The organism is Pseudoxanthomonas sp. 134C1, from assembly GCF_057773065.1.
The window spans coordinates 100,546-126,101 of the sequence record NZ_JBYMTH010000009.1 but is presented as its reverse complement, the minus strand read 5'-3'; the positions used below and the strand labels follow the sequence as shown (position 1 = coordinate 126,101).

The window sequence follows — 25,556 nt, the reverse complement described above, 5'->3', positions numbered from 1 at the left end:
GGCCCTGGCTCCGGCAACCACTCGAACGGAGCTTGCTCCGCTCTACTGGAACCCGTAGCGGACCACGTGGAAGAAGATCGGCGCGGCGAACACCACCGAGTCCAGCCGATCCAGCATGCCGCCGTGACCCTCGATCATCTCGCCCCAGTCCTTGGCCCCCAGGCTGCGCTTGACCGCCGACAGCGCCAGCCCGCCCAGGAAGCCGCACAGCACGATCAGCAGCGACAACAGGCCGGACTGAAGCGGCGTGAACGGGGTGATCCACCACAGCGCGGCGCCCACGCCGGCGGCGGCCAGACCGCCGCCGACCAAGCCTTCCACGGTCTTGGACGGGCTGACCTGCGGGGCCAGCAGGTGCCGGCCGAACAGCTTGCCGAACACGTACTGCAGCACGTCGCTGAGCTGCACCACCAACAGCAGATACAGCAGCAGCATCAGGTTCTGTCCCTCGTAGCCGGGGATGCGCAGCAGCAGCAGCGCCGGAGCGTGGCTCAGGCAGTACACCGCCAGCATCAGGCCCCACTGGACCTTGGCGCTGCGGGCCAGGAAATCCTCGGTGTCGCCGGACAGCGCCGACACCGCCGGCAGCAGCAGGAAGCCGTACACCGGGATGCAGACCACGAACAGCCCGTACCAGTCGATGCCGATCAGCCAGTACTGCAACGGGATGGCGATGTAGAAGCACAGGCACAGCGCCAGATGATCGCCGCGCCGGGTCGGGGTCAGGCTGATGAACTCGCGCAGCGCCAGGAACGACAGCAGGCCGAACAGGACCAGCGTCGCCACCTTGCCCAGCAGGAAGCAGGTGGCCAGCACCGCCGCCATCACCCACCACGCGCGGATGCGCGCATTGAGGTTGTCGATCACCGGGCCGGGCCTGCGCCGGTGCAGCAGCCAGCCGATCAGGCTGGCCAGCAGCAGCAGCGCGCCGATGCCGCCCATCACGCCCCAGAACGTCTGCGGCGCGCGGGCGATGGCGGCCTGCAGGAAACCGCCCACGGGCAGCTCGGAGGGAATCAGGTTCATGCCAGCGCCACCACCGCCGCGCGGGCGCGTTCGAGGAAGGCGTCCTTCTCCTCGTCCGGCCGCAGCGCGACCGGCGCGCCGAAGCGCACGGTGCACACCAGCGGCACCGGCACCAGGCTGCCCTTGGGCAGGCAGCGGCGCGCGTTGTCCAGATAGACCGCGATGAACTCCACCTGCGGATACCGGCGCGCCAGATGGAACAGGCCGGATTTGAACGCCTGCGGATGGATGTCGTGGTTGCGCGTGCCTTCCGGGAACAGGATCAGTGAATCGCCGGCATCCAGCGCCTGGTACAGCGGCTCCAGCAGATCCTGATCGGGCGTGGCGCGCTGGCGATCGATCAGCACCGCGTTGAAGCCGTGCCGGGCCAGCCAGCGCCGTGGTCCATGGCCCCAGTAGTCGCGCGCGGCCACCGGACGCGTCCGCGCGCGCAGGACCGGCGGCAATGCGGCCCACAGCGCCACCGTGTCGATGTGGCTGGCATGGTTGGCGAAATAGATCCGCTGGCGCGGTTCCGGACGCGAGCCCTGCCAGCGCGGATACGCGCCGAAGAACAGGTGGGCCAGGCCGGCCAGCAGGCGCGAGGCCATCTCAGGTTCTTCCCTGCAGCTGCGCGGCGATCGCCCGGGTGCGGGTGACGCAGGTCAGCAGCGAACCGATGGCGATGATCCACGCCGCCGCGGGCAACACCCACGCCGTGCCGATCAGATACCGCTCGGCGATGGCGAGCAGGCAGGCCACGGTGAGTACCGCCATGCGGTGCTGCTTGGCCATTGGTCCGCGGAAATCCTGGGCCAGCCCGAGGCTGCCGCCGGACAGGCGCACGTAGGCGGTGAGCGCGGCCAGCAGCGTGCCCAGCCAGCCCAGCCAGGGCAATGCGGCCGCATACCCGAGGCCGACGATCAGCAGCGAATCCGCGATCCGATCCGGGAATTCGTTGTACAGCGCGCCGGTAGGCGTCTGCTTGCCACCTTCCATCGCGACCATGCCGTCCAGCAGGTTGCACAGCAGGCGCAGTTGCACGCAGATCGCGCACAGCAACAGGCCGGCGGTGGAGGGCGTCCACGCCAGCATCGCCGCGCCCACCGCGGCGAAGAAGATGCTGAGCACGGAGATCTGGTTGGGCGTGACGCGCGAGCGCGCCAGCGCCGCGGCCAGCGACTTCGCCCAGCCGCTGCCGCGCGCGGCGATCGGTCGTCGTTCGGATGATTTCCCCATGACGGGAAGAATAGACGAAATGCGGGGCTGGGACCGGTCAGCGCAGGACGCGACCGGCCATGACCGTTGGGTACGCAGCGGTCCGCGTGACGCTCGGCCACACGCGGCCGAAAAAGAAAAACCCCGCCGAAGCGGGGTCTTTCCGGAGGCTGTCGCGGTTGCCGGCTTACTTGAGCCCGGCGTCCTTGCGCAGCGCCTCGGCGCGATCGGTCTTCTCCCAGGAGAAGGCCGTGCCGGTGTGCTTCTTGCCGGCGCCGTCGAGGTAGCTGATCTCGTGCGGCTTGCGGCCGAAGTGGCCGTAGGACGCGGTGGCCTGGTACATCGGGTGGATCAGGTCCAGCATCTGGATGATGCCGTATGGACGCAGATCGAAGTGCTTGCGGATCAGCTTCTCGATCTTGTCGTCGCTGATCTTGCCGGTGCCGAAGGTGGTCACCGAGATCGAGGTCGGCTCGGCCACGCCGATGGCGTAGGAGACCTGCACTTCGCAGCGATCGGCCAGGCCGGCGGCGACCACGTTCTTGGCGACATAGCGCGCGGCGTAGGCGGCCGAGCGATCCACCTTGGACGGATCCTTGCCCGAGAACGCGCCGCCACCGTGACGGGCCCAGCCGCCGTAGGTATCGACGATGATCTTGCGGCCGGTCAGGCCGCAGTCGCCCACCGGGCCGCCGATGACGAACTTGCCGGTCGGATTGATGTGGAACTTGGTGCCCTTGTGCAGCCACTTGGCCGGCAGCACGGGCTTGAGGATGTGCTCGCGCACGGCCTCGACCAGATCCTTCTGCTTGACGTCCGGATCATGCTGGGTGGACAGCACCACCGCGTCGATCGCCACGGCCTTGCCGTTTTCATAGCGCAGGGTGACCTGGCTCTTGGCGTCCGGGCGCAGCCACGGCAGCGGCGAGTTCTTCTTCTTGCGGATCTTGGCCTGCTGCTCGACCAGGCGATGCGACAGGTGGATCGCCGCCGGCATGTGGCTGTCGGTCTCGTTGGTGGCGTAGCCGAACATCAGGCCCTGGTCGCCCGCGCCCTGTTCTTCCGGCTTCTTGCGGTCGACGCCCTGGTTGATGTCCGGGGACTGCTTGCCGATCAGGTTGAGCACGCCGCAGGTGGCGCCGTCGAAGCCGACGTCGCTGCTGTCGTAGCCGATGTCCAGGATCACCTTGCGGGTCAGCGCTTCCAGATCGATCCACGCCGAGGTGGTGATCTCGCCGGCCACGATGGCCACGCCGGTCTTGACCAGCGTTTCGCAGGCCACGCGAGCGCGCTTGTCCTGGGCCAGGATGGCGTCCAGCACGGCGTCGGAGATCTGGTCGGCGATCTTGTCCGGATGGCCTTCGGAGACCGATTCGGACGTGAACAGGTAGTTGGACATCAGGCTTATATCCCTGTATTCGGATGAAAAGATGGGCGCGAATGATACACGCGCCGGGCGGTGCGTGCATTCTGCTCCGTTCAGGATGTTCCTTGCGTTAAGCCGGGCCGGTTCCGGGCTGTCATGGAACCGCCACGCCGCTGCCATCTGGCTGTCGCGCCACGGGCGCAGGCTGCGCGGCGAAACCCGCCGTCCCCGGCCGGATCCGAGCGACCATGCGCCCGCTGGAACAGCAGATTGCCGAACGCTATCCCCACTGGTTCCGTGGCCGTCGGGCCGGCCTGACCCGGCCGCTGCTGCGCACCCTGGGTCGTTGGTCACGGCTGGACCGGGCCTACGCCTTCCTGGCCGAACACGCCCACCTGCGCGACTTCGCCTTCCTGCAGGCGGCCATCGACTTCCTCAACCTGCGCTACGCCGTCGATCCGGCCGAGCGGGCGCGGGTGCCGGCGACCGGGCGTCTGCTGATCGTCGCCAACCATCCCTCCGGCGCGCTGGACGCGATGGCGCTGCTGGACTTCGTCGGCGGCGTCCGCCGCGACGTGAGGATCGTCGCCAACGACCTGCTTTCCAGCATCGACAACCTGTCCGGCCTGCTGCTGCCGGTGCGCATCCTGGGCGGCCAGCCCCGCCCGGAGAGCATCCGCGCGGTCGAGCAGGCGCTGGAGGCGGAGCAGTGCGTGATCGTGTTTCCGGCCGGCGAGGTGTCCCGTCTGGGACCGCGCGGCGTCACCGATACCCGTTGGCGGCGCGGCTTCCTGCGCTTCGCCCGCAGCACCGGCACCCCGGTCCTGCCGATCCGGGTTCAGGCGCGCAATTCGGCTTTCTTCTACGGCGCGTCGGCCCTGTTCAAGCCGGCCGGCACCGCGCTGCTGGCGCGGGAGATGTTCAAGCGCAGCCAGCGCCGCATCGCCCTGCGCATCGGCACGCCGATGACGATCGCCGCCGACGGGGACAGCCAGGCCGCGCTGCAACGGGTGCGCCGCGCGCTGTACGCGCTGGGCCGCCGCGAAGGCGCGCGCGCCGAACCGGCCGGCCCGGAACCGCTGGTGCCGCCGGTGGAGCCGGCGCGGCTGGCCGTCGCCGTCGACGCGCTGGAGCGGCTTGGCCGCACCACCGACGGCAAGCGCATCTGCGTGGGCCGGCTGGCCCCGGATTCGCCGGTGCTGCGGGAAATCGGCCGCCTGCGCGAGCTGACCTTCCGCGAAGTGGGCGAGGGTACGGGCAAGCGCCTGGACGTGGATCCCTACGACGCCTGGTACGAGCACATCGTGCTGTGGGACGAACAGGCGCGGAAGATCGCCGGCGCCTACCGCATCGCGCGGGGCGCGCCGGTGCTGGCCGAGCATGGACTGAAGGGCCTGTATACCGCTTCGTTGTTCCGCTACGCCGACGATGCGTTGCCGCGGATCGCCGAGGGCATGGAACTGGGCCGCAGCTTCGTCGTTCCGGAATACTGGGGCAGCCGCAGCATCGATTATCTCTGGCAGGGCATCGGTGCCTATCTGTGCCGGCATCCGCGGGTGCGCTATCTGTTCGGCGCGGTCTCGATGAGCGCGGCGCTGCCGCGCGACGCCCGCGAGCAGATCGTCTCGTACTACGCGCGCTACTACGGCGTGGACAGCCGCGACGCGGTGTCGCGGCATCCGTTCCGCTATTCCATGGCGCCGCCGAGCTACGGCGAGATGGACGCCGACACCGCGTTCCGCGTGCTCAAGGCCAACCTGGACGCGCTCGGCGCCAGTGTGCCGATGCTGTACAAGCAATACACGGATCTGTGCGAACCCGGCGGCGCCCGCTTCCTCGCCTTCGGCGTGGATCCCGCGTTCTGCGATTCCATCGACGGATTGATCGAAGTGGATCTGCATCGCATCCGGCCAAGGAAACGCGCGCGCTACCTGCAGCCGGCGACCGGGGCGGTGCCGGCATGAGCCCGCAGACCGTCGACGCGGGCATCCGGCGGGCGGTCTTCGTTTCCGATGTCCATCTGGGCTCCAAGCATTGCCATGCCGCCGAGTTCGCGGACTTCCTGGCCACGCTGCGCTGCCGGCGGCTGTATCTGGTCGGCGATATCGTCGACCTGTGGTGGATGGCGCAGCGCCGCGCCAATTGGGACGCCGCGCACAACCGGGTCATCGAGCAACTGCACGCACTGGTCCGCAACGGCACCGAACTTGTCTATGTGCCGGGCAACCACGATCGCCCCATCCGCCGCTTCTGCGGACTCATGCTGCCGGCCATGCAGGTGCGCCGGCGCGCCATCCATGTGACCGCCGACGGCCGCCGCCTGCTGGTCACCCATGGCGACGACTACGACGGCATCACCCATTTCGGCGGGTTGCAGGAAAAGTTCGGTGACTGGCTGTACTACCGCATACTCACCGGCAATCGCCTGACCAACCGCATCCGCCGTCGCCTCGGCCTGCGCTACTGGTCGCTGGCCGAATACCTCAAGCGCCAGAGCGACGCGGCCGAACGCTACATCGGCCGGTTCGTGCAGGCGGGCCTCGACGACGCACGCCGGCGCGGGCTGGATGGCATCCTGTGCGGCCACATCCATCGCGCCGCGTTGTTCCAGCGCGATGGCTTGCTGTACGCCAACGACGGCGACTGGGTGGAAAGCCTGACCGCGCTCAGCGAGGAAGCCGACGGCACCCTGTGCCTGCTGTCGCATACTGGCCAGGTGCTGAGTGAAGTCCCACCGCGCCTGCGGCTGGTGGCGCTGGAACGACCGGAAGCGAAGGCGGCCTGATCGCCGGTTTGGTTCGGCGCGAAAAGCAAATCCCCCGTCGTCCGCTGCGCGGCCGCCGCCCCCTTTTTCAAAGGGGGCATGAAAAGCCAGCTTCCTTTGAGTTGAAAGACACAGAGCCTCCCCCTTGACCAGCCGTGCGGCTGTTGAAAGCGAAAAAGGGGGATTGAGGGGGATTTGCTGTTCGTCTCACCCGTCCCCCAACCAGGCAACTGCTAGCATCCCGCCATGGATTCCCTCTCCCAGATCGTCCTCGGTGGTGCCATCGCCGCCGCCATCGCTCCCGCAGGTCACCGGCGCGCCGCCCTGCTGGCCGGCGCCGCGCTCGGCACGCTGCCCGACCTCGACAGCCTGCCCATCCTGCTGTTCACCGATGACCCGGTGGCGCTGATGACGATGCACCGCAGTTTCAGTCACTCGCTGTTTGTGCTGCCGTGGGTGGGCTGGTTGATCTGGTGGCTGTGCAAGCGGCGCAACGGCCGTGTCGCGCAGGCGCCGGCACGCTGGTTCTGGGCCATCCAGCTGGCCCTGATCACCCACCCGCTGCTGGACGCGTTCACCGTCTACGGCACCCAGCTGTGGTGGCCGCTGCAACCCCACCCGACGATGTGGTCGAGCGTCTTCATCATCGATCCGCTGTACACGATCTGGCTGCTGATCGCCTGCGTGCTGGCGTGGTGGTGGCGTGATCGATCCGCCGCGCAACGCGTGTTGCTGGCCGGACTGGTGCTGAGCAGCGCCTACCTGGGCTGGTCGCTGCTGGCCAAGGCCCAGGTCGATCGGATCGCGGAGCGTTCGCTGGCGGCGATGGGGCTGGGCAACGCGCCGTACTTCAGCGTGCCGATGCCGTTCAACACGCTGCTGTGGCGGGTCGTGGCGATGACGCCGGCGGGCTACGTGGAAGCGGAGTATTCGCTTGTTTCGGACCAGGGCCCGCTGAACTTCCGCGGCTATCCCTCCAACGTCCAGGCACTGGCCGAGGCGCGCGACATTCCGGCGGTGCGGCGGCTGCAATGGTTCAATCGCGGCTTCATGCGCACGCGGGTAAAGGACGACGGCACGCTGGTGCTGTCGGATCTGCGGATGGGGCTGGAGCCCGACTACACCTTCAGTTTCGAAGTCGCGCACCGGCAGGACGGCCGCTGGCGACCGGTGCCGCCGGTGCAGCAGCCGTGGCATGCGCCGATTTCCGGCTGGAGCGGGCTGCGCACGTTGCTGGCGGCGACGTGGCACCGCATCTGGCATCCGGATGCGCGCCCGTTGCGCAGCGTCATCGTGAAGGAGTCGTCGGCGGAGGCCGCGGTTCCGGGCGCGCCGTGAGTGAAGTGATTCGACGGGGTGGCGCGCGCACCCGTCGTCAGTAATCAGTAGACCGTCGCGCTGGCCTGCACGAAGGCGTAGAAGAACACCGCGTTCGGATCGTTCTGCACATCGTTCATCTCGCGGCGCATGCCCTCGACGACGTCCGGGGTGACCCGTCCGGCCTGCAGCAACTGGTCCGACGCCGACAGCAGCAGTTCCTCCCAGAACGCGATCATGGTCTTGCGCCGCGCCGGTTCGCGGTTGTCGAAATGGAAGGTCTTGATCTCGGTCCGCACGTCGCGATAGCCGCCGGCCAGCAGTAGATTGCCGAGCTTGGCGCCGACGAACGGATCGCCGCCGTTGTCGTACTGGAAGTCATTGAACGCCATCCAGTAGCGCCAGACGTTGGGCGAGTAGGGATGCAGCAGGAACGAGGAGTTCATCACCTCGGTCACGTACACGGGCGATCCGGGCGCCAGGACGCGGCGCACCTCGTTGAGCACGCGCTGCGGCGAGGGCACGTGTTCCAGCACCCAGCACAGGAACGCGGCGTCGAAGCTGCGCGGTTCGAAGGGCAGGTTGGTGGCGTCGGCCTGGTGCAGTTCGTAGCGATCCCGGTACCAGGGCATCTGCGCCAGGTTGCGGCGTGCGGCTTCCAGCTGCAGCGGATTCAGATCCACGCAGGTCATGTGGATGTCGGGGAAGCGGCGCAGCAGGATCTCGGTCTGCGCGCCGACCCCGCTGCCGACTTCCAGCACCCGGCGCGCGCCGGTGTAGTCGATGCGGCTGAAGATCGTGGATTCGGCCAGCCGTGCCTGTTTCATCAGCCGGGCCTGCTCGACGGGAGAGAAACCGTGCAGATAGGCGGGAGACGGGGATTCGCTCATGGCATGGCTCCGGTCAGGCGGCGGCGGGCAGCTCCGGGATGACGCCCGCGATCAGGGCGTCGAAGTAGTCGGTGGTCAGCGCCATTTGCGCTTCGGCGGTCTCGGCGCGATTGACCACCGCGCGGAAGGCGGCGTTCTCGGGCCGATCCTTCGCGTACCAGCCCAGATGCTTGCGGGCGATGCGCACACCCTGCGTTTCGCCATAGAAGGCATGCAGCGCATGCAGGTGGCCGAGCAGGACGTCGCGGACTTCGGCCAGCGCGGGCGCGGGCAGGGTATCGCCGGTGGCGAGGAAATGCGCCACCTCGCGGAAGATCCATGGCCGGCCCTGCGCGGCGCGGCCGATCATCACCGCGTCCGCGCCGGTGGCCTTCAGCACCGCCGCCGCCTTCTGCGGCGAATCGACGTCGCCGTTGGCGAACACCGGGATGCCCAGTCCGGCCTTGATCGTGGCGATGGTGTCGTACTCGGCCTGGCCGGTGTATTGCTGATCACGGGTACGGCCATGTACCGCCAGCGCGGCGATGCCGCTGGCCTCGGCGATGCGGGCGATGACCGGTCCGTTGCGATGATCGCAATCCCAGCCGGTGCGGATCTTGAGGGTCACCGGGACGTCGACCGCGCCGACCACCGCTTCCAGGATCCGCGCGACCAGCGGTTCATCACGCATCAGCGCCGAGCCGGCCCAGGCATTGCAGACCTTCTTGGCCGGACAGCCCATGTTGATGTCGATGATCTGGGCACCGTGATCGACGTTGTAGCGCGCGGCCTCGGCCAACTGGCGTGGCTCGGTGCCGGCGATCTGGACGCTGATCGGAGCCGGCTCGCCTTCGTGGTCCATGCGCCGGCGCGACTTGTCGGTCTTCCAGAAGCGCGAGTCGCTGATGGTCATCTCCGACACCGCCAACCCCGCGCCCAGCCGCTTGCACAGCTGCCGGAACGGTTTGTCGGTGACCCCGGCCATGGGGGCCAGGATCACCGGGGTATCGATGCGGTGGGGGCCGATGCGCATGCGCACATTGTAGTGCGGCGGATGCGCGGGACGTGTGCCTACAGCCGGGGCCAGGCCTGCAGGGTGCCGGCCAGGTACAGCCCGCCGAGCGCCAGGCAGGCCGCCGAACTGATGATCCAGAAACGGACACCGTTGTAGCCGGGCCGAAGTCCGGCGATGACCAGGCCGGCCACGCCGCGCAACAGCAGGAGGGCGGTGATCGCGGGCAGGATGAAGCGGGCGGCCGGCAGGGCGGGGAGCATTCCCGCGCCCGCCAGCGCGTACAGCGTCCAGATCACCAGCACGAGCGTGATCGCGCCGGTGATGAGTGTCGGCTGCCATCGACCGTCGCGCGACCATCGGACCATCCTTTCGCCGGCGCCCAGGGCGTCGTACCAGGCAGGACCGAAAACGATGCAGCCGACATGCAGGGCGGCGGCGAGCGCCGTGCCGATGGCGGCCAACAGCAACCCGTTGTTGCCTTCCATAGGGAGTCTCCTGAATCGGAGCCCGATGTTGGCAGCGCGCGTGCGCGGGCTCAATGCGACGGAAGGTCGCAGTGAAGAAAAACGAAGCAGAGGACGATTTTTGTCAAGCCGACAACCGCTTTTTCACCGCTGTCCCGGACGGGGTGCGTGAGGCCGACGCCATCGCCGTGCCATATCGCGTTGGCAGGGCGTTGCGGCACCCGTCCGCCGTCGACGGGAACGACGGATCGAGCCGCTCGGAAGTAAATCAGACGGTTTCGTCGACCACCTCGGCATCCGGCGCGTTGCTCTTCACCGAAGCGATGCCGTTGTCGCGGCCGGATTCGGATTCGTACATCTCGCTGGTGCCGATGACCTGCCCGTTGCCGGCCAGCAGGTTGAAAAAGAACTTGTTGTTGCTGGACACCTTGCGCTCGTAGCGGCCGTCGTCGGTGCTGTTCTTCTTCACCGAATCGATGCCGTTCCTGCAACCGGCCTTGTCGGCGTAACCCTGGCTGCTCAGGATGACCTGGCCGTTGCCGGCCTTCAGGTTGAACTGGAAATCGCCGTTGGTGCGCTTGCCGATCACGAACTTGCCTGCCATGGGACTCTCCGTGTTGTGGAATGACCTGGCGAGCTTAGCGGTGCAATCTTAAGTTCAGGTGACGGTGCGACGACGGCGCGCGCGCCAGAACAGGAAGCCGGTGACCAGGAAGAACGGCGGCAACAGGCCGGACGCCGCCACCGCCCATTGCCACGGCCAGCCCCCGACGAAGCCGCCGTGCAGCGGGTACATCGCCTCGTCGATGCGCGCGCCGGGGCCCTGGCGGGTGGCCGTGTGGACCTGGACCACGCGGGCGGTGTACGGATCGAGCCAGACCTGGCTGCGCCCGTTCGGATGCCATTCGCCGATGGCCCGGTAGCGGATCGTGACCAGGGCGTCCTTGTCGTCCGGCGGGGAAATGCGTCGCAGTTCCCCGCCTTTCACCGCCGCCTGCGCGGCGCGCAGGATCGCCGCCCAGTCGACGTCGGCTTCGCGCGGCACCATCGGCGGCGGCGGCACCACCTCGGGACCGTCGTCGAAGCTCCAGCGCAGCGCCGGCCGCACCGCGTCGTGATAGACGATCGCCACGCCGGTCACCGTCGCCAGCAGCAGCAGCGGCAACAGCAGCGCGCCGGTACTGCGGTGCAAGCTCAGCCAACGCCGGGTCGGCGGGCCGGCGTGCCAGCGCAGGCTGGCGGCCAGCGCGCCCTTGCGAGGCCACCACAGGTACAGACCGGACAGCAGCAGGAATACGGCGATCAATCCACACACACCGAGCAGATCCTCGCCGGTTTCCCCGTACAGCAGGTGGGTGTGCAGCTCGCGCAGCCACAGCACCGGATCGTTGTCGGCGTTGCGGATCAGCAGCAGTTCGCCGCTGGCAGGATCGAAATAGCGGCGCTCCCCGTCCGGAAAATACGCCTGCCAGACCGGCAGGCGCGCGCTGGGAATGTCCGCCGAACGCAATCCGCGCGGCTCCCATTCGGCCAGCAGGCGCGCGAACGCCTTCGCCTGCGTGTCCGCATCCGGCAGCGGCTGCCGGGTCCATTCCGGATGCTGCGCGAGCAGGATTTCCCGCTGGAAGGCGAGCACGGTGCCGCTCAGCGCGACCAGCGCGAACACCGTGCCGACGATCAGTCCCAGCCACAGGTGCAGCCATTTCAGCGCGCCGCGCACGCGATGGCGTGGCGGCGTGGATGGAGTGCTGGCCTGGCGGTGCGGCATGCGGGGCATTGTGGTCGTGGCGGCTTAGAAGCGGTGCGCCCAGCTCAACGACAGCACGCGCCCGCGCCCGGCGACATAGGTGTCCTCGCGCGGCGTGCTCTGCGAGTAGTAGGTCACGTACTGCTCGTTGAACAGGTTCTCGATGCCGACGCTGAGCGTGCCGACCGGCAGGCGGAAGCGGCCAAGCAGATCCACGGTGGTGTAACCGTCGAAGCGGGTGCTCGGGTTGGTGACGCCGCGGAACTTGAAGCCGCGGTCCTCGGCGCGGCTGGCTTGCAGGCGCAGATCGGCCGAAGGCGTCATCGGAATTTCCCAGAACGCGGTCCAGCGGTCCGGACTGACGTTGACACCGGGCAGGTCGCTGTCGACGCGCCCATCCTTGGGCGTGTGGCTGTCGTAGCGCCCCTCGCTGCGGGCGTACGCCACGCCGGCGCGCATGCCGTTCTCGGCCTGGTAGGCGACGCTGCCGTCGATGCCGTTGATTTCGGTGCGCTCGCGCACGACCTTGTAGGTGCGGGTGGCGGTGTCGTAGTTCAGGCGCGCGCCGAAATCGGAATCCGACCAGTAGGCGGCCAGGTGCACCAGCCAGCGGCCGTTGTCGTAGTCCAGGCCGATCTCCTGGTTGTCGGCGATCACCGGCTGCAGATCGACGAGGCTGTCGACACGCTGGTTGGGCGCATTGATGCCACGCAGGACGCGGCCGATGTCGGCGACGGTGTAGCCCTCGGAATACGAGGCGTACAGCTTCAGCGTGTCCGTGACCTCCCAGACGACGCCCGCGTTGGGCATGGTTTCGCGGGTTTCCGGTTGACCACCCTCGACGAAGTAGCGGGTGCCGTGAACGCCCGGCGGGCTGGTGCGCTGATCCGGAACCGTCAGGTAGTCGTCCACCTTCAGCTTGCCGCGCTCGTGGCGCAGGCCGGCGGTGAACATCAGCGATTCGGTCATCCACCACTCGGCCTGGACGAACGGCGACCAGGATTCGTAGATGGTTTCCGGCACCCACGCCATGCGCGCGCGCACCAGTTCCTGCTGGGTCTTGTCGCGGGCGATGTCCAGGCCCAGGGTGACGCGCAGGTTCTGGTCGAACAGGTTGCCCCGCGACCAGCTGAACTTGCCGCCCAGCTTCCCGGACAGGTTCTGCGACTGATCGAACCAGTGCGGATCGCGGCCGTCGCCCCAGAAGTCTTCCCAATCGGTGCTGCCGTAGCGGCCCTTGAAGTCCACCCAGTACAGCTGCGCCTGCAGATAGCCGCCCGCCAGATCCTTGTCGGTGTAGTCCACGCTCAGCGAGGTGGACAGGTTGCGGGTGCCCTCGCCGGGCTTGCTGCCGCGCACCGAGGTCGCCAGTCGGCCGGTGGCCGGGTTGCCGTTCACCGTCACGTAGTCGTTGTTGCCCACCAGCTCGTAGCGGTTGGCGCTGAGCTGCAGGCGACGGTTCCCGTCGATGTTCCAGCCGGCCTTGGCGAACAGGTTGTGGCTGCGTGCGTCCATCAGATCGCCCTGCACGTCGTTGACGGCGATCGCGTGGCCGTCACCGTCGTAGTACAGGCCCTCGCTGGCGTAGGAGGCGCCGCCGACGAAGTCGAACGCGCCTTCGCGCATGCCGAACACGTACGAGGCTCGGTAACCGGCGCTGTCGCTCTCATGCGGCAGCGCGGTGCTGGCGCCGACGGACACGTCATGGAAACGATCGCCATCCTTGCGCGGCGCGCGCTTGGTGATGATGTTGATGATGCCGCCGGAGGCGCCCAGTCCCTGCAGCGCGTTGGCGCCGTGGATGACCTCGATGCGTTCGATCATCGCCGGATCGATGGTGTGGCCGTCGCGGCCGCCCTCGCGCAGCGGCGTGGACTGGGGCACGCCGTCCACCAGATACAGCGGCTTGCGTCCGCGCAGGTTCTCGCCGGCGTTGGTGAGCTTCTGCCGCGAGGGCGTGAAGGACGGAATCAGGTTGGCCAGCACCTGCGACAGATCCTGGGTCACGGCCAGCTGCTGATCCAGCTGCGCCTTGTCGATCACGGTGATGGTGTTCGGCAGCGCGGCGGCGGAGTCGGGGATGCGGCTGGTGCTGGCGGAGACGCTGACGCGGTCCAGTTCGACCGGCGCGTCCGCGCTGGCCTGGGCATGGGCAAGGGAGGGAAGGGCGGCCAGCAGGGCCACGGCGAGCAGGTGGGGACGGAGAGCGTGCATGGGGAGGTGGGGAGTAAAAGATCGCCCCATTGTAAATGAGATGCGTTATCAGTACGAATCAGACAAGGGCGTGTCGGCGAGGAGTGGCGAGGCCTTTTAGGAGGTTTCCGATGGCCCGGAGTGCGGCCGGCATGGTCTTTTTCCCGGGCTCTCCAAACCCGGGAATCCCTGCCCGGAATCCCCAGCAGCCGCATGAACAGTTGGAACATCGAACCGGACGCCAACCCACCCGGCGCCACGTCACTCCGCTCCACCCCGACCTTGTCCAGGCCGGCATCGGCCTCGCCCTTCTCGACCCCGCAGGAGCCCAGGCTCAACGAGGCCGCGCTGAGCGCGATGGCGCGTGCGCGGCAGGCGTTCTTCGCCGGCCTGGGCCGGATCGATGCGCAGCCGCTGGCGCCTCCCCGGCATCCGGTGTTCGCCGGGGGCCCGATCTGGCCGGCGCTGCGGCAGGCATGGCGGGTGATCCACCGTCCGGATACGACGCTGGTGTTCAGTGACGGTCTGTCGGATCCCTTCGATCCATTCGACCCGGACAATCCTTTCGGGGCTACCGGGAGCCGTGTGGTCACGCCGGGACTGGGCCTGGAAATCTATGCCGAAGCGCGGGGACGGCTGGATGACGTGGCGACGTCATGGCTGTTCGATCTCGTCCATCAGGTCAGCCAGAACGCGGTGGTCCACGGCCGGTTCCTGTCGCTGTTGCGGGAACATGGCGCCATCAGCCTGCAGATGGCGGTGACCGGGCTTCCGGACGGTTGGCTTTCCGCCGGTGGACTGGCGACGGTTCTGGTCGGCGTGCCGGCCGCCAGTGTTCCTGCGCGGTTCTCGACACCTCACGGACCGGTGAGCGCGGTCGCGCTGACCCTTGTGCCCGCGTCACGCCGTCTTGCCATGGAATCGGAGGAGGGCGGTTTCATCGGCCAGGTGCGGAAGCTGGCCGAGCGTCTGGGCAGGGTGCCCGAAGGGCACGTCAACGACCCCGCGCATGCGTCGGGGAGCCTCGCATGAAGCGCGTTCCCGGTTTCGCGGCCTCTTTCGCCGCCGCCTTCCCGGCGGCCAATCCGATGCCGGCCGTATTGAGGCAGACACTGGAATGGCTGGAGGCCGGCGGTTTCGTCACCGCCGGGGAAAAGGGCTCGATTGCGCGGCTGTATCCCGGTACGGAACGGGGATCATCGCGGGTCACGCTGCACGTGCCGAGCGTCGAAGACACACAGGCATGCACGGGCAGCGAACGGGCAAGCGTGACGGATCGTCTTGTCCTGTTCGCCCGTACAGGAATGGACGGTTCCCTGGCGGGCCTGTGGCTGGACGATCAGGGCCACCAGCGCCTTGTCCATGTCGGAGCATCCGAAGGCCCCGGCCTGCTGTGCGAGCTCGCCGATGACCCGGTGCACCTGCTGCGCCTTCTGGCGCTGGGCTATCCGGAACTGTCCGCACCGGACTACTTCGGCATGACCGCGGCCGACGCCTACGCGATGGGCTATGGTCCGCCCGTGAACTACCTCCCTCCGGCGCGCTTCCGCGCGCACGTCGAGCGCGATCTGGATCTGGATGTTCCCACCACCGCGTCGGTGATCGTCCGCCGCACCGCCAGCATCCACGACAGCCATTCGGAGGACCGCTTCTGGCGCTGGCTGACCGCGGTCAGGTCTGGAGAAGAGGGAGCGTGCGTGCTTTCGGTGCGGCCTGCCACCAGACCCCTCACATGAGGTTCTTCCCCGTGAAGTTCCGCCTTGTCCGATCCGCTCACGCGCTGGGCACAAGGTACCGCGGCCTGTCGCGAGGCCGACTGTGGCGCGCCGCGATGTCCGTGGCCCTGTCGTCGGCGATCGCGGGCACGGCCCCGGCTCGCGCCGAGGCCCTGCTGGTGGTGGACCTGATGGACATGGCCCGTCACGGTGATGAAGTCGCCGCGCTGATCGCGGTGATCTTCATCGATCGCAACGAGGACGAATCCAGTGGCGATGTGATCCAGTCGGGAGCCTGCCTCGCGCCGCTGCCAGACGATGTCGACGTCAGGGGCGCTTGTTATGCCGTAAAACTTCGCGATAGCGATCTGACGGTGCGGAATCTGAGGTCGAACATGCTTGCCCGGCTGGGCAATACCGACTACCTGCTCCTGCAGTGGCACGCTGATGATGAGGGCGGTGGGCCGGGCAGTCATTTTCTTGAGCTCACGGTGGGCTACAACGGCTTCTACAACGGGAACGATGACGAATTCTTCGACCTGAGCCGACTGCCGGGCGTACTGGATCCCGGTCAACCGTACGCCTTCCTGTACCAGTACTACGATGACCGCCTGAACCTGCTGTACCGCCACACGCTGTCTGCGGTGGGCTCGGGCTCGGAAGCAGGCAAGGGCCTGCGTGAAGCGCAACGGTCGTGGTTGAAGCAGACGCAAGAACGGTGTGACGTCGCGTGGCGCTCCGAAGCGCGGGCGAAATGCCGGATGGAACGCACGGCGCAGCGCGTCTGGGAAATCAGGAAACTGCGCGTTCAATGGGGCGTGGCGCGGGACCTGACGTAGATTGCCCTGCTTTCCAGACGATGGGACCGCAGGTAGGAAGGCCGGCGCTTCGCGGTGCGCGATCCAAAGGAAAACGGAAGGCAACCGGGCCATTCGGTGCGTCCGTACGCACCGGATTTCGATGGATCTCCGGATCGCTGACGGTACGCCGAACGCCGGACTCAGCTCCCGAACCGTTCCTCGACCTGGGCGAGCACCGGCATCGCCAGTGCCGCGCCGGCATGCTCGGTGGACAACGCCGCGTAGCGATTGGCGAAGCGCACATGTTCCGCAAACGCCGCGTCGGGCGTGCGCGCCAGGGACGCGGCCAGCGCGCCATTGAAAGCGTCGCCCGCGCCGGTGGTGTCGATCGCGGTGACCGGCTCGGCCGGATGCCGATAGAACGGTTTGGCATCGCCGCGCGGCTGTTCCTCCGCGTGGGAAACGAATACGCCGGTGGCGCCCAGGGTGATCACCACGGTGCCGCGCGGCAGCACTTCGCGGCACAGCGCGTGCAGGCGCTGGCCATCCAGGGCGGCGACGTCTTCCGGCGCGATGCGCTCGCCGACATGGCGGGCAAGCAGGGCGGCGAACTCGGTCTCGTTGGGTGTCAGCACGTCGGCCAGCGACAGCAGTTCGGCGTTGGTCGCGGCGTTGGCGGGCGCCGGGTTGAGCAGCGTGGGCACGCCGTGTTCGCGGGCGATGCGCAGGGCGGCCAGCACACTGTCCAGTGGCGATTCCAGTTGCACCAGCAGGGCACCGGAGTCGGTCACCACATCGCGTTGCGCATCGACGAAATCGACCGACAGTTCGGCGTTGGCGCCCGCGCCGATCACGATGGTGTTGCGTCCCATCGCATCCACGTAGATGCCTGCGGTGCCAGTGGGTTCGCCGGAAGCCTGCGCCCGCAGGGTCACGCCATTGTCGGCGGCAAGCCCGCGTGCCAGTTGCCCGCCGGCGTCCTGGCCCAGCGCGCAGACGAAGCGCGTGTCCGCGCCAGCGCGCGCCGAAGCGATGGCCTGGTTGAAACCCTTGCCGCCCGGGCCGGTGTCGTAGCGGCCGGCGATGGTGGCGCCCGGCGCCGGCAGCTGATCGCAGCGCCAGACATGATCGACATTGAAGGAACCGACGAGGGTGACGGTGGACATGGAGGTGATCGGCAGCAGGTGGGGGCGGGGCCGCTGGCGCGAGCGCGCCGGCGGTGGGAGGAAGCGTGGACGGGATCAGCCGAAGTGGGTCAGCACGCCGGCAATCGTGGCGGTCATGAAGGTGGCGATGGAACCACCCAGCACGGCGCGCAGGCCGAAGCGGGCCAGGTCGGCGCGGCGCTCCGGCGCAAGGCCGCCGATGCCGCCGATCTGGATCGCGATCGAACTGAAATTGGCGAAACCGCACAGCGCGTAGGTCGCTATCAGGCGGCCTTCGTCGCTCAGCATCATGCCCGGCACCTGGCCGTTCACGACCTTGGCCAGTTCGGTATAGGCGACGAACTCGTTGATCACGACCTTCTGGCCGATCAGCGAGCCCACGGTGGTGGCATCCGTCCACGGCGTGCCGATCACCCAGGCGATCGGGGCGAGCAGATAGCCCAGCAGGGTGGACAGGTTGGTCGGCTTGCCCAGCATCGCCTGCAGACCGCTGATTTCGCCCAGCCAGGTCAGCGGGGCGTTGAGCAGCGCGATCAGGGCGATGAAGGCCAGCAGCATCGCGCCGATGTTCAGCGCCAGGCGCAGGCCGTCGCCGGCACCGGCCGCGGCCGCATCGATGACGTTGCTGGTGGTCTTCTCCACTTCCATCTTGACGGTGCCGCGGGTCAGCGGCGTGCCGGTTTCGGGAATCAGCAGCTTGGCCACGACGAGGGTGGCGGGCGCGGCCATGATCGAGGCTGCCAGCAGGTGCTTTGCATAGAACGCCTGCTGGACCGGATCACTGCCGCCCAGCATGCCCACGTAGGCCGCCAGCACGCCGCCGGCGATGTGGGCCATGCCGCCGATCATCATGGTGATCAGTTCGGATTCGGTCATCCGCGGGATGTACGGGCGCACGGTCAGCGGCGCCTCGGTCTGGCCGATGAACACGCTGGCGCAGACGCTGGTGGTTTCAGCGCCGGACACCTTCATCACCTTGGTGATCGCCCAGGCCATCCCCCGCACCACGGCCTGCATCACGCCCAGGTGATAGAGCACGCCCATCAGCGCGGAGAAGAAAATGATGGTGGGCAACACCTGGAAGGCGAAGATGAAGCCGACCTTGGAGGTGTCCATCAGGCCGCCGAAGATGAAGTTGGAGCCTTCATTGACGAAGCTCAGCACCTTCACGAAGCCCTGGCCCAGCCAGTCGAACACGTCGCGGCCGCCGGGAACCAGCAGGACGATGGCGGCGAAGCCGATCTGGAGCAGGATGCCGGTGACCACCAGCCGCCAGTCGACGGCGCGGCGATTGTTCGAGAACAGCCAGGCGATACCGATCAGTACCGCCAGGCCGAACAGGCCGAAGCCAATCCGCCCCAGAGCTTCCACCATGCAATCCCCCAGACAACCCAGCGTCGTTCAAAGGCGGGCAGTCTAGCAGGCCGGCCCGCCCGGCCTGCCTGAACCGGGCGGGGGAAACGCCGCGTTCAGCCGACCCCGAAGCAGGCCACCCACGCGGCCAGCCCCAGGAAAAGCAGCGCCGCGACCGTGCGGGCCAGCTTCAGCGGCAGGCGATCGGCGAAGCGATGGCCGAGCCACACCACCGGCAGGTTGGCCACCAGCATGCCCAGGGTGGTGCCGGCGATGACCTGCCACAGCGGGTCGTAGCGGGTGCCCAGCAGTACCGTGGCCACCTGGGTCTTGTCGCCGATTTCGGCCAGGAAGAAGGCGATCGTGGTCGCCACGAACGCGCCGTAGGCCGGCAGCTTTTCCTTGTCCTCGTCGAGCTTGTCCGGCTTGAGCGTCCACAGCGCAACCGCCAGGAAGCTTGCGGCCACGATCCAGCGCAGCACTTCCGGCGACAGCCAGCGGGTCAGTTCGGCGCCGAGCCAGGCGGAAATGGCATGGTTGACCAGGGTCGCGGCAAGGATGCCCCAGGCAATCGGCCAGGGCTTGCGATAGCGCGCGGCCAGCAACAGGGCAAGCAGTTGGGTCTTGTCGCCGATCTCGGCGAGCGCGACCGTGCCGGTGGAGACCAGCAGGGCCTGGAACGACAGCAACATCAGGAACTCCGGGGCCGGGCTTCGCGTGGACGCGAAGGCAAACGCACGCAGCCCGGCCCGGGTCGCGTCGCGCTTGCCTTCGGTCTTGCCCGATGAAGCCTCTGGCTTCATCCCCCGCACCATGGCGTGCCGCCAAGTGTGTTGATGCAGGGTATCCGCGCGTGGCGGACGGGCTACTCCCCGGAGGTAAGTGCGCGCATTCTAGCGGAGGCCCGCGGGCGCGGGCGTAAACTGTTCTCATTTGCGCGTTCACGCGAGGTCGCCGTCCATGCACTATCGCCGCCTGGGAACCTCCGGATTGCAGTTGTCGGCGCTGTCGTTCGGCAGTTGGGTGACCTTCGGTGATCGCGTCGGCCGGGAAGGCGCGCGCGACCTGCTGGCCTGCGCCTGGGACCATGGCGTCAATTTCTTCGACAACGCCGAAAGCTATGCCCACGGCGCTTCGGAAACGGTGATGGGCCAGGCGCTGCGCGACCTGGGCCTGCCACGCGATGGCTACTGCGTCTCCAGCAAGGTGTTCTTCGGTTCGGCCGAAGATCCCGGTCCGACCCAGCGCGGGCTTTCGCGCAAGCACGTCACCGACGCCTGCCATGCGGCGCTCGCGCGGCTGCAGGTCGACTATCTGGATCTGTTCTTCTGCCACCGTCCCGATCCGGAAACGCCGATCGAGGAAACGGTCTGGGCGATGGACGCACTGATCCGTCAGGGCAAGGTGCTGTATTGGGGCACTTCGGAATGGTCGGCGGTGCAGATCAGGGAAGCCGCCCGCATCGCCCGCCAGCACCACCTGCACGCCCCGACCATGGAGCAGCCGCAGTACAACCTGTTGCGGCGGCAGCGGGTCGAGCTCGAGTACGCGCCGCTGTACGCCGAACTGGGACTGGGTACCACCGTCTGGTCGCCGTTGGCCTCCGGCCTGCTGACCGGCAAATACAACGACGGCATTCCGGGCGACACCCGCCTGGGGCATGCCGGCAACGAGGAGTTGCAGCGCATGGTGATCGGCACCACCGGTGATCGCAAGCTGGAGCGCGCGCGCCGGTTCACGGCGCTGGCGGTCGAACTCGGCGAAGCGCCGGCGCCGCTGGCGATCGCCTGGTGCCTGCGCAATCCGCATGTCTCCACCGTGATCACCGGTGCGAGTCGCATCGAACAACTGCAGCAGAATCTGACGGCCATCGAGCTGGCGCAACGCTACGACGACACCGTGTGGGAACGGCTCGGCGCCGCCGCCAGCTGACAACGGACAAGCGCATCGCCCCATCCCCCGTTCGCGGGGAGGGCTGGGGCAGGTACAGACCGAAGCCGGGATCGCACTCGTCAGCGGGATGTCGAACGTCGCCACATCCCAGGTTTGTGTGGTCATGACCAACGACACGGCGTGACTCCCGGCAGGGGAGCACGCGCCGCATCACTGCCGATACTGCGCCACTATCCGCAGGAGCGGCCATGGACTACGCCATCCAGACCTTCGAGCTGCAACGCCGCTTCCCAGGCGGATTCGGCGTGCACTCGCTCAATCTGAACGTGCCCGAGGGAACCGTCTATGGCTTCCTTGGCCCCAACGGCGCCGGCAAGACCACCACGGTGCGCCTCATGCTTGGCCTGCTGCAGCCGGATCAGGGGCGGGTCGAACTGTTCGGCCAGTCGCTGGCGCGCAACGATCGCCGGGTGCTGGCCAGGGTGGGAGCGCTGGTCGAATCACCTTCCCTGTATCCGCATCTGAGTGGACGCCAGAATCTGGAAGTGACCCGGCGGCTGGTGGATCTGCCGCGCGCGCGCATCGACGAAGTGCTGGAGCTGACCGGGTTGCATGAAGCCGGCGACCGGCGCGTGCGCGAGTACTCGCTGGGCATGCGCCAACGGCTGGCGCTGGCGCTGAGCCTGATGCCTTCTCCCGGCTTGTTGATCCTGGATGAACCCAGCAATGGTCTCGATCCCGCGGGCATCCTCGACATGCGCCGCCTGCTGCGCGAACTGGCCCGGCAGGGCATCACGGTGTTCGTATCCAGCCACCTGCTCAGCGAGATCGAATTGATTGCCAGCCACGTCGGTGTCTTGCAGGCGGGGCATCTGCGTTTCGAAGGGCGGCTGGAAGAACTGCGCGCGCGTGCGCGCCCGCGCCTGCAGATCCGTTGCGATGATCCGGCGCAGGCGGCGGAGACGCTGCGCCAGGTCGGCGAGCGGATCAGCGACATCGACGCGGAGGGCCTGAAAGTCCACCTCGGGCCGCGCAGCGAGCAGGACATCAACCGTCTGCTGGTCGGCTGCCGGATTGGAGTTTCCCACCTGGCGCGCGAGGCGGTTTCGCTGGAGTCGCTTTTCTTCGCCCTGACCGGCGATCTGCCCGGGGAGCTGGCGGCATGAATGACATCGTCATCGCGAGCCTGCGCGCGGTCTCCGCGGAATCGCTGAAACTGAAAGGCACCCTGGCGCTGCGCCTGTGCTTCATCGCGCCCGGCCTGGTCGTGTTGCTGTCGGTGCTGCAACTGCTGTTGAGCAAGGGCGGACAGCCCCTGGCGACGCCGGCGCTGGCGTGGGAGCGGTTCATCCAGGGTGTGATGCTGCTGTGGGCGTTCCTGATGCTGCCGCTGTACGTGACTCTGCAATCGGCGCTGCTCGCCGGACTGGAGCACGGGGAGCGGCAATGGAAGCATCTGCTCGCCCTGCCGTTGCCGCGCGGCGCGCACTATCTGGGCAAGTTGACCATCCTGGTCGGAATGGTGGCGCTGGCGACGCTGGTGCTGGTGGTCCTGATTCCGCTGGGTGGATGGGTGTTGATGCAGGTGCGCAACCCGCTGGGCATCGGTGGCGCGGTGCCGTGGACATTCCTCGCTGTGCGCGCGCTGGTCGTCTTCGCCGCGTCGGGCTGCATGATCGGTTTGCACCTGTGGATCGCCCTGCGCTGGACCAGTTTCACCGTCGCGGTCGCCACCGGCATGACCGCGACCGTGGCCGGGTTCCTGATCGGGCAATCGGCCCGCTTCGGCCCCTGGTACCCGTGGACCCTGCCGATGCAGGTGTTCGCCGGGCAGGGCGAATTGATGGGACAGGTGGCCGTGGCCGGCCTGGCCGGCGGCCTGGCCGCGGTCGCCCTGGGGTTGTGGGACTTCCTGCGCCGCGAATACGCCTGAGCCGGCTTCCCTGAGGAAAACGGGGTGTGGCCGGGACTTGAAAAAAAGATTTGACTAGACAATGAGAATCATTATCATTTGAGTGGCCCGACCCGGAGCCACCACCATGATCTCGAACGTCACTTCACTGCCGAACGTCGAACCCCTGTCCCTGCGTGATCGCCTGCCGGCGCGGCCGGCCGTGAGCCCCGAGGAACCGCTGGACAGCCATGTCCTGCTCAAGGGCCAGCGCGAAGTCCTGATCCGCCACGGCGACAAGATCTATCGCCTGCGCCATACCAGCAACGACAAGCTGATCCTGACCAAGTAACACCGCCGCCGCGGTCGCGCCCCAACGCGCTCTCTCCCCGACGGGGCGCGCCGCCGCGGTGGTGACCTTCTCTCTCCACCTGGGCGCCAGCCATCGGTTCGACCGGCCCGCCAGCCTTCCAGGTTTCCTTCCACCAACGGTGCGCACGCGTGCGCGCCGGGAAACCGAACAAGGACTGCCGTACCCCGATGATCCGTCCAACCCTGCTTACCTCCGCATTGTGGCTGGCCTGCGCAAGCATGGCCCAGGCGGAAACGCCTGCCGACGCCGCATCCGCCGGCACAGCGCCCACCCGCGAATTCGAACGCATCCAGGTCACCGCGACGCGCAGCGAACGCGAGATCGCCGACGTCCCCAACACCGTCAGCGTGATCGATCGCGAGCAGATGGATGATCACCTGGTGCGCGACATCAAGGATCTGGTGCGCTACGAGCCGGGTGTCAGCGTCACTTCGAGTTTCGGCCGGTTCGGCATGGGCGGATTCCGCATCCGCGGCCTGGATGGCAACCGCGTGCGCATCCAGACCGACGGCATCGCCGTTTCCGATGCGTTCTCGATCGGCAGTTTTTCCAATGCGGGCCGCAACCTGATCGACCTCGATACGATCAAGCGGGTCGAAATCGTTCGTGGACCGTCGAGTTCGCTTTACGGCTCCGACGCCCTCGGTGGCGTGGTGTCGTTCATCACCAAGGATCCCTCCGATTACCTGGGGGATGGCAAGGACGCCTACTTCGGCCTGAAGCTGGGGTACGAAGGCGACTGGAAAGGCCTGTTCGGAAGCGCCACCGCCGCCTTCGGCGGCGAGCGTTGGAGCGGCCTGGCCGTGGTCGGCCATCGTCAAGGGAAGGAAACCGAGAACATGGGGCGCGTCGGCGGCGAAGGCGGAAATCGCACCCAGCCCAACCCGCAGGAACGCGATGGCCGCAGCCTGTTGACCCGTCTGGTGTTCGCGCCGAACGAGCAGCACCGCTTCCGCCTGACGGTGGAAGGCATGGAGGACAACGCCGACACCGATCTGCTCAATGCGCTAGGCTTCCAGTCGGCGACCCGCGCCACCAACACCGCGGTCAGCGCCCGTGATCGGCAGACCCGCGCGCGCCTGTCGCTGGCGCATGAGTGGGATGGCCTGGATGCCGGTTTCGCCGACAGCCTGGACTGGCAGATCTATCGGCAGGACAGCGAAACCACGCAGCACACCCACGAGGAACGCACGCTGGCGCCGCCGGTCCTGCGTGACATCCGCGATCGCGTGTTCAATTTCGACCAGCGCACCCACGGCCTGCAGGCGAACTTCCGCAAGCATTTCGAAACCGGCGCGGCCCGGCATGACCTGAGCTATGGCGTGGATCTGGCCTGGACCCGCACCCGCCAGAAGCGCGATGGCGTGCGTACCTTCCCGCTCACCGGCGTGACCACGCCGGTGATGGCGCCGGACACCTTCCCCGTGCGCGATTTCCCCAACAGCGAAACCACGGTGGGCGCACTGTACGTGCAGGACGAGATCGCGCTGGCCGATGGCCGCCTGCGCCTGGTGCCGGGCCTGCGCGTGGATCACTACCGGCTCAAGCCGAAGGTCGACAACATCTTCGCCGAGGACAACCCCGGCGTGCGCGCGGTGAGCCTCAACGAAACCAGCGTGTCGCCCAAGTTCGGCATGGTCTGGCACTTCAACGATGCATGGTCGCTGTTCGGCGGCTATGCGCGCGGCTTCCGCTCGCCGCCCTACAACGACGTCAACATCGGCTTCACCAACGTCCAGTTCGGCTATACCGCCATCGCCAATCCCGACCTGAAACCCGAAACCAGCGACGGCGTGGAACTGGGTCTGCGCTTCTCCGGAGACGCGGTGTACGCCAGCCTGTCCGGCTACTACAACCGCTACGACGATTTCATCGAGTCCAACCGCAACATCGGCACCAATGCCGAAGGATTGATGGTATTCCAGTCCCAGAACATTGCCGAAGCCGAGATCCATGGCGCCGAAGTGAAGGCGGGCGTCGACCTCGGCGCGCTGTCGCCGGCCTGGGACGGCTGGTCGATGCGCGGTTCGGCGGCCTGGTCGCGCGGCAAGGACAAGACCAACGATACCTGGCTCGACAGCGTGGATCCGCTGACCGCGGCGCTGGGCCTGGCCTACGACCAGGCGCAGTGGGGTGTGGAGCTGGCGGGTCGTTTTGTCGGCCACAAGACGCGCGCGTCGGGCGACAACATCTATCGACCGGGCGGCTATGGCGTGCTGGATCTGTTCGCGCACTGGGAATTCGCGCCCGGCGCGAAGTTCAACCTGGGTGTATTCAACCTGGGCGATCGCCGCTACTTCGATGCTGGCGATCTGGCGATGGTCGCGGTTCCGCGCAACACGCTGGATCGCTACACCGCGCCGGGCCGGACCGTGTCGGCCAGCTTCGCGGTGAGCTGGTAGCCATG

General features: G+C 67.6%; 24 protein-coding genes. 11 read left to right on the top strand and 13 right to left on the bottom strand.

The annotated features are described in order from the left end of the window. Window positions 1-42: 42 nt before the first annotated feature. The 4 genes from AC3DEZ_RS16010 to metK form a co-directional block, all read right to left on the bottom strand. Window positions 43-942 (bottom strand): phosphatidate cytidylyltransferase, encoded by a 900-nt coding sequence (locus AC3DEZ_RS16010; RefSeq protein ID WP_488389161.1) that lies wholly within the window; start codon window positions 940-942, stop codon window positions 43-45. A gap of 80 nt (window positions 943-1,022) precedes the next feature. Next, on the bottom strand, window positions 1,023-1,616 hold the full coding sequence (locus AC3DEZ_RS16005; protein WP_488389103.1) for a lysophospholipid acyltransferase family protein: 594 nt from the start codon (window positions 1,614-1,616) through the stop codon (window positions 1,023-1,025). A gap of 1 nt (window position 1,617) precedes the next feature. After that, window positions 1,618-2,244: a CDP-alcohol phosphatidyltransferase family protein gene (locus AC3DEZ_RS16000; protein ID WP_488389102.1), complete on the bottom strand. Its 627-nt coding sequence runs from the start codon at window positions 2,242-2,244 to the stop codon at window positions 1,618-1,620. Window positions 2,245-2,410: 166 nt separating this feature from the next. Continuing rightward, window positions 2,411-3,622 (bottom strand): methionine adenosyltransferase, encoded by a 1,212-nt coding sequence (gene metK, locus AC3DEZ_RS15995; RefSeq protein ID WP_447104811.1) that lies wholly within the window; start codon window positions 3,620-3,622, stop codon window positions 2,411-2,413. 215 nt (window positions 3,623-3,837) lie between these two features. Between metK and olsF the strand changes: the two genes are divergently transcribed. From olsF to AC3DEZ_RS15980, 3 genes are all read left to right on the top strand, one after another. Next, window positions 3,838-5,553, top strand: a complete 1,716-nt coding sequence (gene olsF / locus AC3DEZ_RS15990; RefSeq protein WP_488389101.1) for a bifunctional ornithine lipid synthase OlsF — start codon at window positions 3,838-3,840, stop codon at window positions 5,551-5,553. Next, window positions 5,550-6,374: a UDP-2,3-diacylglucosamine diphosphatase gene (locus AC3DEZ_RS15985; protein WP_488389100.1), complete on the top strand. Its 825-nt coding sequence runs from the start codon at window positions 5,550-5,552 to the stop codon at window positions 6,372-6,374. Before olsF ends, AC3DEZ_RS15985 begins: the two co-directional genes overlap by 4 nt. A gap of 225 nt (window positions 6,375-6,599) precedes the next feature. Then, window positions 6,600-7,691, top strand: a complete 1,092-nt coding sequence (locus tag AC3DEZ_RS15980; protein WP_488389099.1) for a metal-dependent hydrolase — start codon at window positions 6,600-6,602, stop codon at window positions 7,689-7,691. A gap of 44 nt (window positions 7,692-7,735) precedes the next feature. Here the strand turns inward: AC3DEZ_RS15980 and AC3DEZ_RS15975 are convergent, their stop codons facing one another. The 6 genes from AC3DEZ_RS15975 to AC3DEZ_RS15950 all read right to left on the bottom strand — a co-directional run bounded on the left by AC3DEZ_RS15975 (window position 7,736) and on the right by AC3DEZ_RS15950 (window position 13,979). Beyond that, complete coding sequence (locus AC3DEZ_RS15975; protein WP_488389098.1) at window positions 7,736-8,560, bottom strand: class I SAM-dependent methyltransferase; 825 nt, start codon at window positions 8,558-8,560, stop codon at window positions 7,736-7,738. Between the two features lie 13 nt (window positions 8,561-8,573). After that, on the bottom strand, window positions 8,574-9,572 hold the full coding sequence (gene dusB / locus AC3DEZ_RS15970) for a tRNA dihydrouridine synthase DusB (protein ID WP_488389097.1): 999 nt from the start codon (window positions 9,570-9,572) through the stop codon (window positions 8,574-8,576). Window positions 9,573-9,610: 38 nt separating this feature from the next. Beyond that, window positions 9,611-10,039: a hypothetical protein gene (locus AC3DEZ_RS15965; protein ID WP_488389096.1), complete on the bottom strand. Its 429-nt coding sequence runs from the start codon at window positions 10,037-10,039 to the stop codon at window positions 9,611-9,613. A 247-nt stretch (window positions 10,040-10,286) separates the two neighbouring features. After that, window positions 10,287-10,622: a YegP family protein gene (locus tag AC3DEZ_RS15960; protein ID WP_488389095.1), complete on the bottom strand. Its 336-nt coding sequence runs from the start codon at window positions 10,620-10,622 to the stop codon at window positions 10,287-10,289. Between the two features lie 54 nt (window positions 10,623-10,676). Continuing rightward, a complete protein-coding gene (locus AC3DEZ_RS15955) occupies window positions 10,677-11,786 on the bottom strand; it encodes a PepSY-associated TM helix domain-containing protein (RefSeq protein ID WP_488389094.1) in 1,110 nt (369 codons plus the stop codon). Window positions 11,787-11,810: 24 nt separating this feature from the next. Then, the gene (locus AC3DEZ_RS15950; protein ID WP_488389093.1) at window positions 11,811-13,979 is read right to left on the bottom strand and encodes a TonB-dependent receptor; all 2,169 of its coding nucleotides are present in this window, start codon (window positions 13,977-13,979) and stop codon (window positions 11,811-11,813) included. Between the two features lie 192 nt (window positions 13,980-14,171). On the opposite strand from AC3DEZ_RS15950, the gene AC3DEZ_RS15945 reads away from it, so the two are divergent. The 3 genes from AC3DEZ_RS15945 to AC3DEZ_RS15935 all read left to right on the top strand — a co-directional run bounded on the left by AC3DEZ_RS15945 (window position 14,172) and on the right by AC3DEZ_RS15935 (window position 16,512). After that, window positions 14,172-14,990: a hypothetical protein gene (locus tag AC3DEZ_RS15945; RefSeq protein ID WP_488389092.1), complete on the top strand. Its 819-nt coding sequence runs from the start codon at window positions 14,172-14,174 to the stop codon at window positions 14,988-14,990. Beyond that, window positions 14,987-15,694: a hypothetical protein gene (locus AC3DEZ_RS15940; RefSeq protein WP_488389091.1), complete on the top strand. Its 708-nt coding sequence runs from the start codon at window positions 14,987-14,989 to the stop codon at window positions 15,692-15,694. Before AC3DEZ_RS15945 ends, AC3DEZ_RS15940 begins: the two co-directional genes overlap by 4 nt. A 95-nt stretch (window positions 15,695-15,789) precedes the next feature. After that, window positions 15,790-16,512, top strand: a complete 723-nt coding sequence (locus tag AC3DEZ_RS15935) for a lysozyme inhibitor LprI family protein (RefSeq protein ID WP_488389090.1) — start codon at window positions 15,790-15,792, stop codon at window positions 16,510-16,512. A 161-nt stretch (window positions 16,513-16,673) separates the two neighbouring features. Here AC3DEZ_RS15935 and AC3DEZ_RS15930 read toward each other — a convergent pair whose 3' ends face one another. The 3 genes from AC3DEZ_RS15930 to AC3DEZ_RS15920 form a co-directional block, all read right to left on the bottom strand. Continuing rightward, window positions 16,674-17,639 carry a ribokinase gene (locus AC3DEZ_RS15930; RefSeq protein ID WP_488389089.1) on the bottom strand — a complete coding sequence of 322 codons (966 nt, stop codon included), beginning with the start codon at window positions 17,637-17,639 and terminating at the stop codon, window positions 16,674-16,676. Between the two features lie 75 nt (window positions 17,640-17,714). Next, window positions 17,715-19,013 carry a NupC/NupG family nucleoside CNT transporter gene (locus AC3DEZ_RS15925; RefSeq protein WP_488389088.1) on the bottom strand — a complete coding sequence of 433 codons (1,299 nt, stop codon included), beginning with the start codon at window positions 19,011-19,013 and terminating at the stop codon, window positions 17,715-17,717. Between the two features lie 95 nt (window positions 19,014-19,108). Further along, window positions 19,109-19,795 carry a TMEM165/GDT1 family protein gene (locus AC3DEZ_RS15920; protein WP_488389087.1) on the bottom strand — a complete coding sequence of 229 codons (687 nt, stop codon included), beginning with the start codon at window positions 19,793-19,795 and terminating at the stop codon, window positions 19,109-19,111. 157 nt (window positions 19,796-19,952) lie between these two features. Here AC3DEZ_RS15920 and AC3DEZ_RS15915 point away from each other — a divergent pair, with 157 nt between their 5' ends. The 5 genes from AC3DEZ_RS15915 to AC3DEZ_RS15895 all read left to right on the top strand — a co-directional run bounded on the left by AC3DEZ_RS15915 (window position 19,953) and on the right by AC3DEZ_RS15895 (window position 25,551). Then, window positions 19,953-20,924: a potassium channel beta subunit family protein gene (locus AC3DEZ_RS15915; RefSeq protein ID WP_488389086.1), complete on the top strand. Its 972-nt coding sequence runs from the start codon at window positions 19,953-19,955 to the stop codon at window positions 20,922-20,924. Window positions 20,925-21,133: 209 nt separating this feature from the next. Beyond that, complete coding sequence (locus AC3DEZ_RS15910) at window positions 21,134-22,051, top strand: ABC transporter ATP-binding protein (protein ID WP_488389085.1); 918 nt, start codon at window positions 21,134-21,136, stop codon at window positions 22,049-22,051. Further along, entirely contained in the window at window positions 22,048-22,818 is a 771-nt protein-coding gene (locus AC3DEZ_RS15905; RefSeq protein ID WP_488389084.1) for an ABC transporter permease, read from the top strand. Before AC3DEZ_RS15910 ends, AC3DEZ_RS15905 begins: the two co-directional genes overlap by 4 nt. Window positions 22,819-22,924: 106 nt before the next feature. Continuing rightward, window positions 22,925-23,128 (top strand): hemin uptake protein HemP, encoded by a 204-nt coding sequence (gene hemP, locus AC3DEZ_RS15900; RefSeq protein WP_447104829.1) that lies wholly within the window; start codon window positions 22,925-22,927, stop codon window positions 23,126-23,128. A gap of 188 nt (window positions 23,129-23,316) precedes the next feature. Further along, a complete protein-coding gene (locus AC3DEZ_RS15895) occupies window positions 23,317-25,551 on the top strand; it encodes a TonB-dependent hemoglobin/transferrin/lactoferrin family receptor (protein WP_488389083.1) in 2,235 nt (744 codons plus the stop codon). Window positions 25,552-25,556: the final 5 nt, after the last annotated feature.